Annotated in this window: 10 protein-coding genes; 1 reads left to right on the top strand and 9 read right to left on the bottom strand. The window is 46.3% G+C overall.

Translation table 11 applies throughout. The features are described 5' to 3' along the window. Positions 1-76 precede the first annotated feature (76 nt). Positions 77-319, top strand: coding sequence for a hypothetical protein (locus RIF36_RS09055; RefSeq protein ID WP_350121212.1), 243 nt, complete (start codon positions 77-79; stop codon positions 317-319). Positions 320-505: 186 nt separating this feature from the next. On the opposite strand, the gene RIF36_RS09050 is transcribed toward RIF36_RS09055, so the two are convergent. The 9 genes from RIF36_RS09050 to lpdA all read right to left on the bottom strand — a co-directional run bounded on the left by RIF36_RS09050 (position 506) and on the right by lpdA (position 13,392). Then, positions 506-2,851 carry a TonB-dependent receptor gene (locus RIF36_RS09050; RefSeq protein ID WP_350121209.1) on the bottom strand — a complete coding sequence of 782 codons (2,346 nt, stop codon included), beginning with the start codon at positions 2,849-2,851 and terminating at the stop codon, positions 506-508. 42 nt (positions 2,852-2,893) lie between these two features. Next, entirely contained in the window at positions 2,894-4,180 is a 1,287-nt protein-coding gene (locus RIF36_RS09045) for a hypothetical protein (RefSeq protein ID WP_350149336.1), read from the bottom strand. Positions 4,181-4,310: 130 nt separating this feature from the next. Then, positions 4,311-6,071: a DUF4974 domain-containing protein gene (locus RIF36_RS09040; protein ID WP_350124177.1), complete on the bottom strand. Its 1,761-nt coding sequence runs from the start codon at positions 6,069-6,071 to the stop codon at positions 4,311-4,313. Beyond that, on the bottom strand, positions 6,056-7,078 hold the full coding sequence (locus RIF36_RS09035; RefSeq protein ID WP_350124180.1) for a FecR family protein: 1,023 nt from the start codon (positions 7,076-7,078) through the stop codon (positions 6,056-6,058). Before RIF36_RS09035 ends, RIF36_RS09040 begins: the two co-directional genes overlap by 16 nt. Positions 7,079-7,102: 24 nt before the next feature. Next, on the bottom strand, positions 7,103-7,702 hold the full coding sequence (locus tag RIF36_RS09030; protein WP_350124183.1) for an RNA polymerase sigma-70 factor: 600 nt from the start codon (positions 7,700-7,702) through the stop codon (positions 7,103-7,105). A 120-nt stretch (positions 7,703-7,822) separates the two neighbouring features. Continuing rightward, complete coding sequence (locus RIF36_RS09025; protein WP_350124186.1) at positions 7,823-10,270, bottom strand: ABC transporter permease; 2,448 nt, start codon at positions 10,268-10,270, stop codon at positions 7,823-7,825. A gap of 363 nt (positions 10,271-10,633) precedes the next feature. Beyond that, the gene (locus tag RIF36_RS09020) at positions 10,634-11,437 is read right to left on the bottom strand and encodes an anti-sigma factor (RefSeq protein WP_350124193.1); all 804 of its coding nucleotides are present in this window, start codon (positions 11,435-11,437) and stop codon (positions 10,634-10,636) included. After that, positions 11,427-11,987, bottom strand: a complete 561-nt coding sequence (locus RIF36_RS09015; protein WP_226940352.1) for an RNA polymerase sigma factor — start codon at positions 11,985-11,987, stop codon at positions 11,427-11,429. The genes RIF36_RS09020 and RIF36_RS09015 overlap by 11 nt, the downstream gene beginning before the upstream one ends. 10 nt (positions 11,988-11,997) lie before the next feature. Then, on the bottom strand, positions 11,998-13,392 hold the full coding sequence (lpdA, locus tag RIF36_RS09010) for a dihydrolipoyl dehydrogenase (protein ID WP_350124196.1): 1,395 nt from the start codon (positions 13,390-13,392) through the stop codon (positions 11,998-12,000). Between the last annotated feature and the right edge of the window lie 11 nt (positions 13,393-13,403).

Here is a 13,403-nt window from a genome sequence, read left to right as displayed (position 1 = left end):
ATTATTTTTTTACTAGTTTTTTTTATTTAATTGAAAAGAAATAATTTTTTCAATTAAGAAACTAAAATTAATAAAAATGGAAACAGTATTAAGAGTCAATGAAGGTCTTTTGGGGGTTTTTAAAAATGGTGAAGCAATTGCAGCTACAGCATCCATATTGGATGAAAGCTATCTCGAGATTCTACCTAAGAAAGGCGAAGGAGTTGTCGCTAGGTTTGCTGATGATGACTATGATGCAGTAGTTCTTGAAAAAAGGTCAGTTGAAAGAAATGCGAACTCAACTACAGTCAACTATACTATCAAGAAGTACAGCAATTAGAGTTCTGAAGGCTTACGTTAAGGTATTTTGACCTTATTCAGGTCAACATCTATTTCGGTGGCAAGATATTTTCCCTCTGTAAATCGAGGCAGTACTTTTAGGACGCTCTGAGTTCCTTAGATCGAGCCAAAACAATGAGCCGCCCTGTAGTGCAAGGCGGCTTCTGTTTTTTTCCACTTGTTTGGTTTAGAACTTCAGCGTATAGACAATGTTAGGCAACATGGCCAGCTGATAGGATTTCACAATGTTGCCAGTGCCAGCCACATAGTATTCATTCACCAATGCCTGGTTGTTGGTGACATTGGTAACGTCAATTTTAAACTCGCTGGTCGTCTTCTTTCTGTTCTTTCTGGTGCCAATGGCCAGGTTGACGAAAAATACGTCATCGCCCTTTACTGAAAACGGATTGGCATCATCCCTCACCTCTGTGCCGAGCTCCCTGGAGGCTTCAAGGTCGATGGGGCTATACCTTTGCCCGCCAATAAGCGCCGCCTTGGCGTTGACAAAGAGTACTCTGTTCTTGTCGGTACTCCCCACTTTAAATTCTTTTCCCCCTATCACATTCACGATATAATTTCCATCAAAAGCGGACGCCCTCTCAACGCCATCTTGCGCTGTGTAAAGTGACTTGTACAACGATACAGTTGACATGTAATAGAAGCCACGGTTCAGGTATTGCTCCAGCGTAAGCTCTACGCCATAGTTTCTCCCGGTTCCTTCATTTACCAACGATTCATTAACAAAAGCTCCAGAGCTGTTGATCATGGAGAAGCTGCTTGAAGGATCTTTCTCCACCGGCACATCATATAGCTGCTGGTAATAGGCTTCCAGCTTCAGATGAGTGCTTTGATTGAGCACCTGATTGAAACCCACAACATAGTGCGCCGCTTTGGTTGTTCTCAGGTTCTTGTTGGGCTGCAAAAGCGAGCCATCCTCCTGAGTTTGTTTAGCCAGGTAGGCAGAAACCGGCTCCAATCGGCTATGAAGGCCAAAGCCTGTAGTAAAAGCCTGCTTGCTGTTGAGGTCGTACTTCAAGCCGACTCTTGGCTCCACAGATTGCGTATTGTTCAAAGCAAACAGGAAGTAGTGAACACCACTGGTCATCGTCCAGGCTTCACTGAAGCGCAATTTCCAGCTACCAAATGCCTGAAGTGTTCCTGTATTCCCTTTATCATCCAGCCACGTATCCATGGTCTTGCTTTCATAATTGTAAAGGTCAACTTTGGCATTGTAACCAAGCCTTGAGTAGATAATGCCCGTTTCAAACTTATTTTTTGCATTCAGTTTGTAGTTCAAAGTGCTGGCTACTCTGACACTATTTTTATTGAGATCAATATCTTCCACATCTCTGAAGCCCGTGTTTTCATTCATGTCGTAATTCGAAGTTTGGCCCGACAACGACAATGCAACAGAGTTTCTGACAAAGACATTGTCGTTGACAAAGTAGGTGTGATTAACACCGGCTACTCCCAGCCGAGCGCCAAAGTCTCCTTTGGAGAGTATGATGTCCTCATCCTCCTCATCGGTTTCCCTTTGGCTGATATTGCTAATACCTCCCAGGCCAAACATGGTCACGTAGTGCTTCTTCCCTATTGGCAAAGCAATATTGAAAGACCCATCCTGATACTTGGGCACGCCGTTGAAGTCAAGAATACCGGCATCTGACAGTAGCTGCAGCGAGGAATAACGATAATTGGCTATGTAGGAACCATTGTAGCCCTGCTTGAAAGGCCCTTCAGCTGTAAAGTCCACGCCGAAGACACCGAGAGAGGTAGTATACTCCCTCTGTTCGTTATTCCCCTTTTTGAATTTGATATCAAAGACCCCTGAAAGCGCATTGCCATATTCAGGCGAAAAGGCTCCGGTGAAAAAATCTGAGTTGTCGAGCATGTTGCTGTTCAAAGCATTCACCGGACCGCCAGTGGCCCCTTCGTTCGCAAAGTGATTGGGATTGGGTATTTCCACGCCCTCCAGCTTCCACAAAATTCCTTTGGAAGAATTTCCTCTTACCACAATGTCATTGTTGCCCTGCGCATCGCCGTTCACACCAGCAAAAGCCGATACCATTCTGGCGGGATCATTAATGGCACCTGCGTAACGCTGTGTTTCCTCCACCGAAAATGAGCGGGCACTCACAAGCGCCATCTCATTCAGTACTTCAGATTTGTCCTTTTTGGCAGTGACAACCACTTCATCCAGCTTGTCAATCGACTCAACCAGGTCAATACTGAGAAGTACTTCTTTGGCGGAGTTGACCTGAATGTTTGGTATTACCCTGTCTTCATAGCCAATGTAAGTCACAAAAAGGGAAGCCCTGCCAACCGGCACATTTGTAATCCTGAAGTTGCCATCCAGGTCGGTCACAGCGCCAAGTATTGGATCGGTGCCAACTATCTGGACGGTGGCGCCAATCAAAGGGCTCTTAGCATCCTGGTCTAGAATCTGTCCTCTAACGGTTTGTGTCATTTGCTGAGAAAATGACAAAGAAGTAGCGAGCAGGAGGAGTGCTCCTGATAATAAAAAAGTCTTCATGAGTGTTTTTGTGTGGTTTATTGGAAAAAGGAGGGGGAGGTATTAAAACCTCACCCCAACATGATAGCCTACCCAGGCCTTCACGTTTGTGCCCGAAAAAGTCTGGTCATAAAATCCATTCTCACCGAGGCCGAGGCCAAAGCTGCCATCAGCATTAACTGAACGGGAAGTGGATATATTCAATATCGGGCCAGCGTTCACTGATAAGGTTTTGAATATTTTGTAACCTACGTTGACTGACAGTTTGGTCACCTGGTTGAGGTCGTCCTGAAAATCATCCACTCTGTTTACCCCAAAGGAGGCAAGCTCAACACTTGTTACAAACTTGTCTTTGATCGGCTTGAACTGTGTACCGAAACCTGCACCTACCGCCCACAGAGGATTGTCTCCTGTTTGAATGCCGATTTCAAGTACGCTGTAAAACTTGTCGGTACCCGACCTGAACGCTGCATTGATATCGGTGATGTCGTTGTAGCTCAGGGCAACCTCGTGCTTACCAGTCCTAACAATGTTCAGAAAGCCTATTGTTGCACCCTTTTCTACTGTGTCGGCAATGTTGATGATACCAAATTGGAAGCCTCGCAGCGTTTTGGTGTAGTTGGCAAAACCAGATGCCTGCACACCATTCACTTCTTTTGCATGGTTATAAAATCCGCTGAGCTGAGCACCTTTCAGAGAATCGTTGGCATAGTTTACAAAACCTGAACCCTGCACGCCCTTTACGCTTTTTGCATAGTTGACAAAGCCTGAGCCCTGCGCTCCGACAACGTCACCCAGTGCAAAGTTCACAAAGCCGGTTCCCTGCACCCCGGTAATATCGCCGTGAGCATAGTTCACAAAGCCAGACCCCTGGCCACCGGTCACATCTCCATGGGCATAGTTTACAAAACCTGAACCCTGCACCCCAGTCAAGTCTTTGCTCATATTGACAAAGCCAGCCATTTGGGCTCCTGTTACCCGCTGTTTGACGCCGTTTACAAAACCGGCTCCCTGGAAGCCTGTAACGTTTCCTCCTACAAGGTTTACAAACCCTGAAAGCTGCAGGTACTTAACGTCAGACCTGTCGACGTTAACAAATCCACCAAGCTCAACACCGTTGACACCGTAATTGTATCCGGCAAATATGTTCAACGAAACATTGTTGAGTGATTGACCATAGGGTTTGAAGTTGGTACCCAACACCGGAACAAACGACACCTGGAGTGCCTGCTCGCTAATAATTTCTTCAGCTGCATCGCTTTTTTGATCTTCGTTTGAAGACTCTTGTGCTTTGCCCGCAAAGGTTACTAAACCAAGGAGCATCATCGATAAAAAAAATTTTGAGTTCATGACTTTAATTCTTTAGAGTTCTATTTAATTTCTCTTTCCCCTATGGAAATTAAAGTCGCTACTACCCCCACGGGTAGATGAAAAAAATCAGAAAAATATTTTTAAGAGTACTATTATGTGGCCAAAAAGGCTAAAAAAGGCGCAAAGCGGCAGTATATCCTACCCAAACCTTAGAGTTGGAAGTTGCGCCAGAAGATTTGAAAAGTGGTCGTCCGCCAAATTTTGTGGAAAGATCCAGCGCCTCACTGTCGGAAGAGTAATTAAAGAAATGAACAACAGGGCCAGCATTGATCGAAGCCCACTTCAACAACCTGAATCCAAAATTGACCTGGAAGCGGTAGTCACTAGGGGCGTCTTCAATCCAGGTATCCATTGGTTGCACAGTGTTTGTTGACAGCTCAAAGTCTGTATAGATTTTCTCGGTCCAATCCACCTCTGTTCCTACGCCTATTCCCATTGACCAAATGGTGTTCTCCTGTGGAACAACGCCAAACGTTAACAAGGTGTAGAAATGCTTCGTGCCGGACCGGAAGGAAAAATTCAGATCAGTGATGTCGTTGGCGCTCACGTCAAAGGAGTGAAACCCTTCTTTCACAAGGTTCACGACTCCTATCGTAGCTCCTTTTTCAACCCTTTTTGCAATATTTAAAATGCCAATCTGTAGCCCTTTCACTGTTCCAGCCATATTGATAAGACCGGAAGCCTGAACACCATTAACGGCGGTGGCCATATTCAAGAAGCCAGCCCCTTGAATTCCTCTCACCCTTCCTGCCATGTTCACAAAGCCTGTTCCCTGAACACCGTTCATGTCGAGCAGCGTAAAGTTAGTGAACCCTGAGAGCTGTGCGCCATTGATGTTGTTGGCCACATTCACAAAGCCGGTACCCTGCAGGCCGGTATACCTCGTGCCAGCGTGATTGACAAACCCTGAAAGCTGCGTTCCGGTGCCTCCGCTAGGTGTCAAATTGACGAAGCCAGATAACTGGGCACCATCCACCTGGCCACCAACAATATTGCCAAAGCCACCTGCTTGAAAGCCCTTGACATCCATCCTGTCAACGTTGAAAAATCCTCCCAGCTCAACACCACTAACCGAATGATTGTAGCCAGCAAACATATTGAGAGAAACATTGTTGCCAATTTTTCCACCCATGACGCCATTGGTACCTATCACCGGCAAAAACGACACCTGTAACCAACGCTGCTCGACCATGTCGACGTTGCGAATATGCTGCTTCGCTTTTCTGTTGACCAAAAACCTGACAATGTTCAAAGAATCAATGAAACGTCGGAGTGTTCTGTCTCTGGCTTCTTCCGTCGCTTCCAGTGGCTGTAGTTCAATCTTAACCGGCGCTATCTGCTGATTAACAATCCTGATTACCGTGTCTTTATAGTTCTCTTTGCTGATGGCGAAAGCCGTCACGCCGTCCTGAAAAAAGGTGGACAGTTTGTAAGAACCATCCTCACCGGAAAGGGTCGATGATAAGTTATTTACGTCGTAAACACTCGTATTGGCAAGGCTCCTGCCCGTGCGGGCATCTACAACTTCGCCTACAAACTCGATATTGGACTTGTGCGATTGCCTATCTGCCACCGGCTGAATAATAATGTAGCTGCCCCGTACTTTGTAATCAAAGCTCTTTCCAATCGTCTTTTTTAAAACTTCCTCAAGTGATGTCTCCTGAAAGCTGGCAGTAACGTTTTTATTTGGAAGCAGGTCCGGATTATAGGAAAATCTGCAGTCGGCCTGATTCGATATTTCAGTAAGCGCCTGCCCAATCGGAAGATCAGTGAAGTTTAGTGACAGCCGTTGGTCAAGCAGGTTTTGACACCAGGCCCTACCAACAACCGCTACAAAAAAAAATGTTAAAAAAATCAGTTTTCCGGACATCCCGCTCCCTTTAAAAGAATGACGTTTCCACTTTTACTAACCTTCAGGTCGAGCGTAAGCGCAATCACATCAAGGATATTGTTCAAAGAGTCATTTTCAAAGTTTACGGATAGGCGACAGTTAGCCATTTGCTCATTTTCGAGCTCAATGTCTACAAAATACGCCTCTTCAATAGCATCGATCACGTCTGGGAGAGAATGGCCAGCAAAGGAAAGCCGACGGGTTCTCCAAAACTGATCCACTCCGGTTGAAGTAGACCCACCGGTAGAGGCCAAAAGTCCCGACTTGGCTGTGTACGTAGCTTTCTCCCCCGGGGTTAGAATAACTTCCTGCGTACCCACGGAAAAAGACACTCTTCCGGTAGCCACAAAGACAGAAACCGTGTCCTCCATTACCGAACTCTTAACGTTGAACGAGGTGCCAAGCACCATGATGATAGCAGGCCCGGCATGAATAACAAAAGGCTTATCAGTATCGGGCGCCACTTCAAAAAAAGCTTCTCCTTTCAAGCTCACCTGCCGAAGATTGGCAGCAAACTCCTTGGGGTATTGAATAATACTTTCTTCATTCAGGGTGATATGGGAACCATCCTGAAGGTCGACGTTTATTATCTCCGACGCTGAAGCTACTTCCATCATCTGAACGTCAGTAAAATAAATACGCAAGAAGTAAGTAATCCCGCCCAAAAGAACCAGAGAAGCTGCGATTCGCATGATCCAGGGATTTCGGCCTTCCGATTTCTTCTGTTTGCCGACAGCGTTATTCTTTGCCGTCTTCACATTGACCCAGGCAGTGTCTACATCAAACGGGGTAGACACGTGCGCTTCGTCGAGCATCACTGCGCCCAGGTCTTCCCAAAGCATTTTCTGCTGAACAAAAGCCACTTCATTTGCCGGAGAACCGGAAATCCATATCATCACAGCTGCTGATTCTTCATCAGACGTTTCGCCCGCAAAATACTTTGCCAGCAACTCGTTAGTGATCATATGTGGACTCTGCCTATTCATCTCTTCATTTGTTCGACAACAAGATTACCATTTACCCCCATGTAAAAACAGAAACAATAATACCGCAGGCAGATATTCCCCCAATTCCTCACGCATAATCTTCAGCGCCTTCCCCATTTGATTCTCGACAGTCTTCAACGATAAGTTCAGTTCGTCAGCAATTTCCTTATATCTTTTGCCCTCAAACCGGTTTAACTCAAATATCTCCCGGCACTTTTCCGGGATTTTGTCCATGGCAATGGCAATCTTTTCTTTGAGCTCCTCTAATTCCAGAAAGTCGGTGGACTCTCCAACCGGTGCCACGTATCTTGTTCTGTCAGCATACTTCTGCTCTACCTTCTGGTGCTTGATATAATTGAGGCAGGCATTCCTGACGGCCCCAAAAAGGTAGGACTTTATCGACGTTTTGATTTTCAACAGATCTGTTTTGATCCACATATCGCTGAAAAGCTCCTGCACAATTTCCTCCGCTATTTCCGTGTCTTTGACATATTTGAGGGCAAAGGAAGCCAGCCCTGAATAATATTCACGGAAAATCCCTTCAAAGACTTTTTCGTCAGCGATGTTGACAATATGGGCAGTATGTTCTATCTGATCTGACAGTTTCTGCGTGATTTCCTGCAATAATAGTGAGTTTTATATCAAAAACAGGTTGCCTCCACGGTTAAGAAACCAAAAACAGCCACCGCAAAAAAAGAAAAGCCGGGAACGCCCCGGCTTTACAAAGTTCAACCTTTTGCAAGACTATTCTTCGTGCAAAATATCAACAGGGTTGCTGAAGGCTGTTTTTACCGACTGATAGCTTACTGTGAGAATGGCCAAAATCAGAGCGCTCAGGCCAGCGTAGGCAAATACCTGCCAGTTGATGTTGGTTCTGTACTGGTAGTTTTGTAGCCATACATTGGCCGCCCACCACCCAAGTGGCACGGAGATAGCGAAGGCAATAATAACAAGCCGGGCGAAATCCTTACCCATTAATACCACCAGTTGGCTGACCGAGGCCCCCAATACCTTGCGAATGCCAATTTCCTTGTTGCGCACTTCTGCCATATAGGAAGCCAGGCCTAGTAGGCCCATACACGCTATGAGAATGGCCAAGCCAGTGAACACTGAAAAGAGTTGACCCAAGCGCTGCTCAAATTCGAAAGCGCTGAAAAACATGGCATCAGTGAACTGGTAGCTAAATGGTAAGCCAGGTGCAAATTCGTCCCACTGCAATGTCAAGAAGCTTAGAAAGTCTTTTACGTCTGCAGCTTGGTTATTTTCCGGCTTCAGTCTGACTGACAGAAAGTGCGTTTCCTGATGTGTAATAGGTGCGCCATAAGGGAACACCGCCAATGGTTGGATCGGGCTGTCGAGCGTCCAATAGTTAAAATCTTTAATCACGCCAATGACATTGAAGCGGGTACCCCAGTAAACCAGCTTTTTGCCTATCACAGTCTCGTCGTTGTTCCAGCCAAGGGCCTTTACTGCATTTTGATTCAGTACAACGCTCGTACGGTCGGCCTGGAATCCTTCTTCAAAAATTCGGCCGTACAGCACTTCAACACCCAGGGTCTGCAAGTAATTATTACTCACGTTCATGTAGTTTATCGGCTGCTCATTCTCGGGGTCATCCTCGGTAGTGAAGCTGTCACCATCCCATATATTGGGAGGAACCGACGTAGACATGCCCACCGAAGCAACCGAAGGATTGTTGCTAAGTACTTCTCTGAACGACACCCTCTTTACCGAGTCCATTCTTTGCACCTGCGGCACAATGATCAGGTTGTTCTTGTCAAAACCAATGTCTCTGTTTTGCAAATACGTAATCTGATCATATACAATAAAGGAGAGCACTACCAATGTAATGGAAATGGCAAATTGAAATACCACCAAGCCTCCACGAAGCAGTTGGCCACCCTTGCCCACCTTGTTTTGCTTTCTAAGTGCCTGAATAGGGCTGAAACGAGCCATGTAAAACGCCGGATAAGCGCCGGCAAGAAGAGCGGTGGAAAAAATAATTATCAGAAGGAAGATGATTTTCATCCCGCTATCAAAAAGACCAAAGGTAGACAGCTGTATTCCCGCCAGACTGTTGAAGTAAGGAAGGCTAAGCTCAACAAGACCTATTGCGAGAGCGGACGAAAATATTACCAGGATAAAAGACTCGGCCAGGAACTGGAAAAGCAGATGCTCTTTCAATGCGCCCATCATTTTTCGCACACCCACTTCTTTTGATCTGCTGACTGATCTTGCGGTGGCCATGTTCATGTAGTTAACACTGGCCAGCACAAGCACCATAATGGCTATTGCTGACAGCACATACACATAGAGGATATTGCTTGTTGGCCCAAGCCTGTTGGGCGAGCTTACCGAATGCAGCCATATATCAGACAAAGGCACTAGGTATAAATGCCACGGACTGCCACCAGAGGTAATGGTTTCATACGCCTGGCCTGCTCTCTTGCTGGGCAGGTCAAAAATACCTTCCCGGACCGACTCTGGATTTGCGCCTTCCTTTAGCAAGGCATAGGTGACAAACCCAGACCAAAACCAGGTCGTTTTTCGGGCAGCGACTTCCGGGAATGATGACATAGAGGCAAGTACATTAAAGCTGAAATGGCTATTTGGAGGCACGTCCTCTATTACACCAGTGACTTTGAACAGCCCCTCTGTTCTACCGTCTGCTATTTTCAGGATTTGCCCAATAGCGTCAACGTTTCCAAAATATTTCAACGCCGATGATCGGGTGATGACCACCGAAAATGGTTCATTAAGGGCCGTTTCGGAGTCTCCATCAATCATTTGAAAAGTGAATAGCTGTAAGAAGGTGGAGTCCACCGCACCCACTCCGTTGTCCTCATAGGCGACAGCATTTTGCTGAGAAGGCACACTTACGAGCTTATCACCCACGGTGTACACCCTAGAGGTTTCCTCTACGCCGGGAATGTCTGTGCGGATGGCGTCGGAAACGCCCGGCCCCGTAGAACCAAAAGTCGGATATGCATCGCCCCAAATAAATGTCTGATCGATCCTGTAAAGTCGATCACCCTTTTCATGGAATCCATCGTAGCTGAACTGGTAGTCGATGTAAAGAGAAATAACCATAAAAACAGCCAGCCCTACACCCAACCCAAACACATTGAGAATGGAGTAAAAGCGCTGCTTGAGCAGGTTCCTGATGGCGACGGTTAGAATGTTCTTTAGCATATCCTTTAATTTTTGTCTACCCAGGCAAGACAACCATTGTACCAAACTATAATCTACTGTTTTTCAGCTAATTAAGGAAAAATGACTCGCTTTCTGAATTCCAGTATCAAACAGAGGTGTCTGATATCGGACGGTGTAAAAAGAAAATCCCACCGAGGGGCGGGATCTTCCAGCATTAGTAACCTATGGCTTTTCAGCTTGGGTAAAGCTCTTCTTATATGTCAATCACATTGTGAAAACTGAGGTCTTTCAGTGAACTCAAGCTTTCATAGTTACTTTTATAATACTCTTCCTGGTCGCTTCCGGAGTATTGTGGTCATTTACGAAGTATGAAATAATATTGGATTTAGCTGTGCCCGAAATTTAGGTAGTTATTTGCCCGAGCACCACCATGTTCTCCAATGTTGGTGACTCCAGCCCTCCTTTGGGCTCAAGGGTGATGGCAAATGCTACAGCTCCTTTAATGTTCTTCATCTTTACAAGGCTATCGGGGTTAGCAAAATCAATTACTCCCATGTCTACTGGCTTACCCTCCACAATGGCCCAAAGCTGATAATCCTGCTGGTCACCTGGCGTGCCTAAGTTGCCAAGGTCGAGGTAGACCTCTTCGGAGGTGGTATTCCAATAAACAAACAATTGAAGGTTGGAGCCTTCTTTTGTGGCATTCAATTGAATTCTCTTGGTACTTTCGTCTGTGGCAAGGGCCAGCATTTGCTCGTTTTGGTCAAGCGAGTTCTTCACCTGGTTAAGTTCCTGCGCCATCATGCTGTTCTGGGCAACCAGCGCTTCATACTCTCCACTAACACTGCTATATCTTTGGAAAAAGAAAAGAGCTGTGCCAAATGACAATAGGGCGAAAGTTACCGAAGCAGCCATCATCCAGTTATTCTTCGTCTCGCTGGCTGGTTGGAGATGTATCTGCTTCCCTTTCCCTACCAGGGTAGACTCGGGAAGAGCGTCAAAAAGTTTCTGCTTAACCGGCACAGGTGGTGCAATTCCCAGCTCCTGATCCATCAACTCCATTGCATGCTCAACAGCCTCAAGTTCAGCCTTCACCTCAGGGTGCTCAGCGCACATACGCTCAACCTCAGCCTTCTCAGGTGCAGAGAGCGTGCCCAGAACGTAAAGTTCCAGTAACCCTGATTCGATGAATTCTTTACTTGTCAACGTTCAATAGTTTTCTTAACAATATCATTCCAGCCCTTAACCTGGTTTTCACCGTGCCAAGAGGAATATTGAATTTCTCTTCAATTTCCGATTGAGTGTATCCCTGAAAGTACATCAAGTCCACAATCTCTGCCTGATCCGGTTTTAGCTTGCTGAGCAATTCCCTCACTCCAATCCCGTCCACCTTCATTTCTTCCATTGGCAAGGCTGCCTCTGCATATACGAAGGACTCCACCGAATCAGTTTTACCTGACTGCGAAAATTCTTTTGATCGTGTTTTGTCGATGGCCAGGTTTCGGGCAATATTGACCATCCAGGTATACAGCTTTCCTTTAGAGGAATCGTATTTTTCTGAGCGCTCCCAATACCGCAAAAAGGCATCGTTAAGCACCTCGGAGGCTACTTCTTCACTTCGGACAATTCGAAAAACGACACCATAAATAGCCTTTGAGTACCTGTCGTACAGGTACTCAAAAGCCAGCTTGTCCTTTTCCTGAACACGGCGGACTAACTCTTCTTCTGGGATGATATAAACGGTTCTTCCGCTCAACTACCGCTTTTTACAAATGAATTACCTCGTCGTAAGCCGCTGCTGCTGCTTCCATCACCGCTTCCGACATGGTCGGGTGAGGGTGTACCGATTTGATAATTTCATGGCCGGTGGTTTCAAGCTTTCTCGCTGTAACAATTTCAGCGATCATTTCCGTCACGTTAGCACCGATCATATGTGCACCAAGCAGTTCGCCGTATTTGGCATCAAAAATTAGTTTCACAAATCCGTCGGCGGCTCCGGCGGCTTTGGCTTTGCCGGACGCCGAGAATGGAAACTTACCAACTTTAAGCTCATACCCGGCTTCCTTGGCAGCCTTTTCGGTGTAGCCTACAGAAGCCACTTCTGGTGAGCAGTAGGTACAGCCAGGAATATTGTTATAATTTAACGGCTCGGGATGATGACCGGCAATTTTCTCTACGCAAATAATGCCTTCGGCAGAAGCAACGTGCGCCAGCGCCTGGCCTTTTACAATGTCGCCGATGGCGTAAATGCCCGGGATATTGGTTTTGTAGTAGTCATCTACCAACACCTTGCCCCTGTCGGTTGCAACACCCACATCTTCGAGACCAATTCCCTCCAAGTTTGTAGAAATACCCACGGCAGACAGTACCACATCGCACTCAAGGTTTTCTTCGCCTTTCTGCGTTTTCACAGTCACTTTGCATTTCTTGCCTTTGGTGTCGACCTTGGTTACTTCCGAGTTGGTCATGATGGTCATGCCGGCTTTCTTAAAGATTCTTTCCAGCTGCTTAGAAACTTCTTCATCTTCCAGTGGCACAATATTGGGGAGAAACTCTACGACGGTGACGTCCACCCCAATTGACTTGTAGAAGTACGCAAATTCTACGCCGATGGCTCCTGAGCCCACCACCACCATGCTCTGTGGTTTTTTGTCGAGCGTCATGGCCTTTCTGTAGCCGATAATTTTTTCATTATCGATGGGCAATGCTGGCAATTCACGTGAACGGCCTCCGGTTGCCACTATGATATGATCAGCCTGGTAGTCAGTCTTCTTACCGTCTTTGGCAGTTACTTCAACTGTCTTGTTTTTCTTTAGCTTGCCGAATCCTTCGATGTGATCGATTTTATTTTTTTTGAAAAGGAACTGGATGCCTTTGCTCATGCCGTTGGCTACATCCCGGCTTCTCTTCACCATGCCATCAAAATCAGCCTCGGCTCCTTTTACTGAGATGCCGTAGTCTTTGGCATGATTAATATATTCAAATACCTGGGCACTTTTGAGTAAGGCTTTGGTGGGAATACAGCCCCAGTTAAGGCAAATTCCGCCTAGCTCGTCACGCTCTACCACACCTACTTTCATTCCCAGTTGAGAAGCCCTGATAGCGGCCACATAGCCTCCGGGTCCACTCCCAATAACAATCAAATCGTATTTCGTAGCCATTTGAATATGTT

Origin of the sequence: Imperialibacter sp. (assembly GCF_040222815.1) — a bacterium.
In the GTDB taxonomy this organism is placed as follows: domain Bacteria; phylum Bacteroidota; class Bacteroidia; order Cytophagales; family Cyclobacteriaceae; genus Imperialibacter.
The sequence above is the reverse complement of the archived record's forward strand: the minus strand, read 5'-3'. Positions and strand labels throughout refer to the sequence as shown.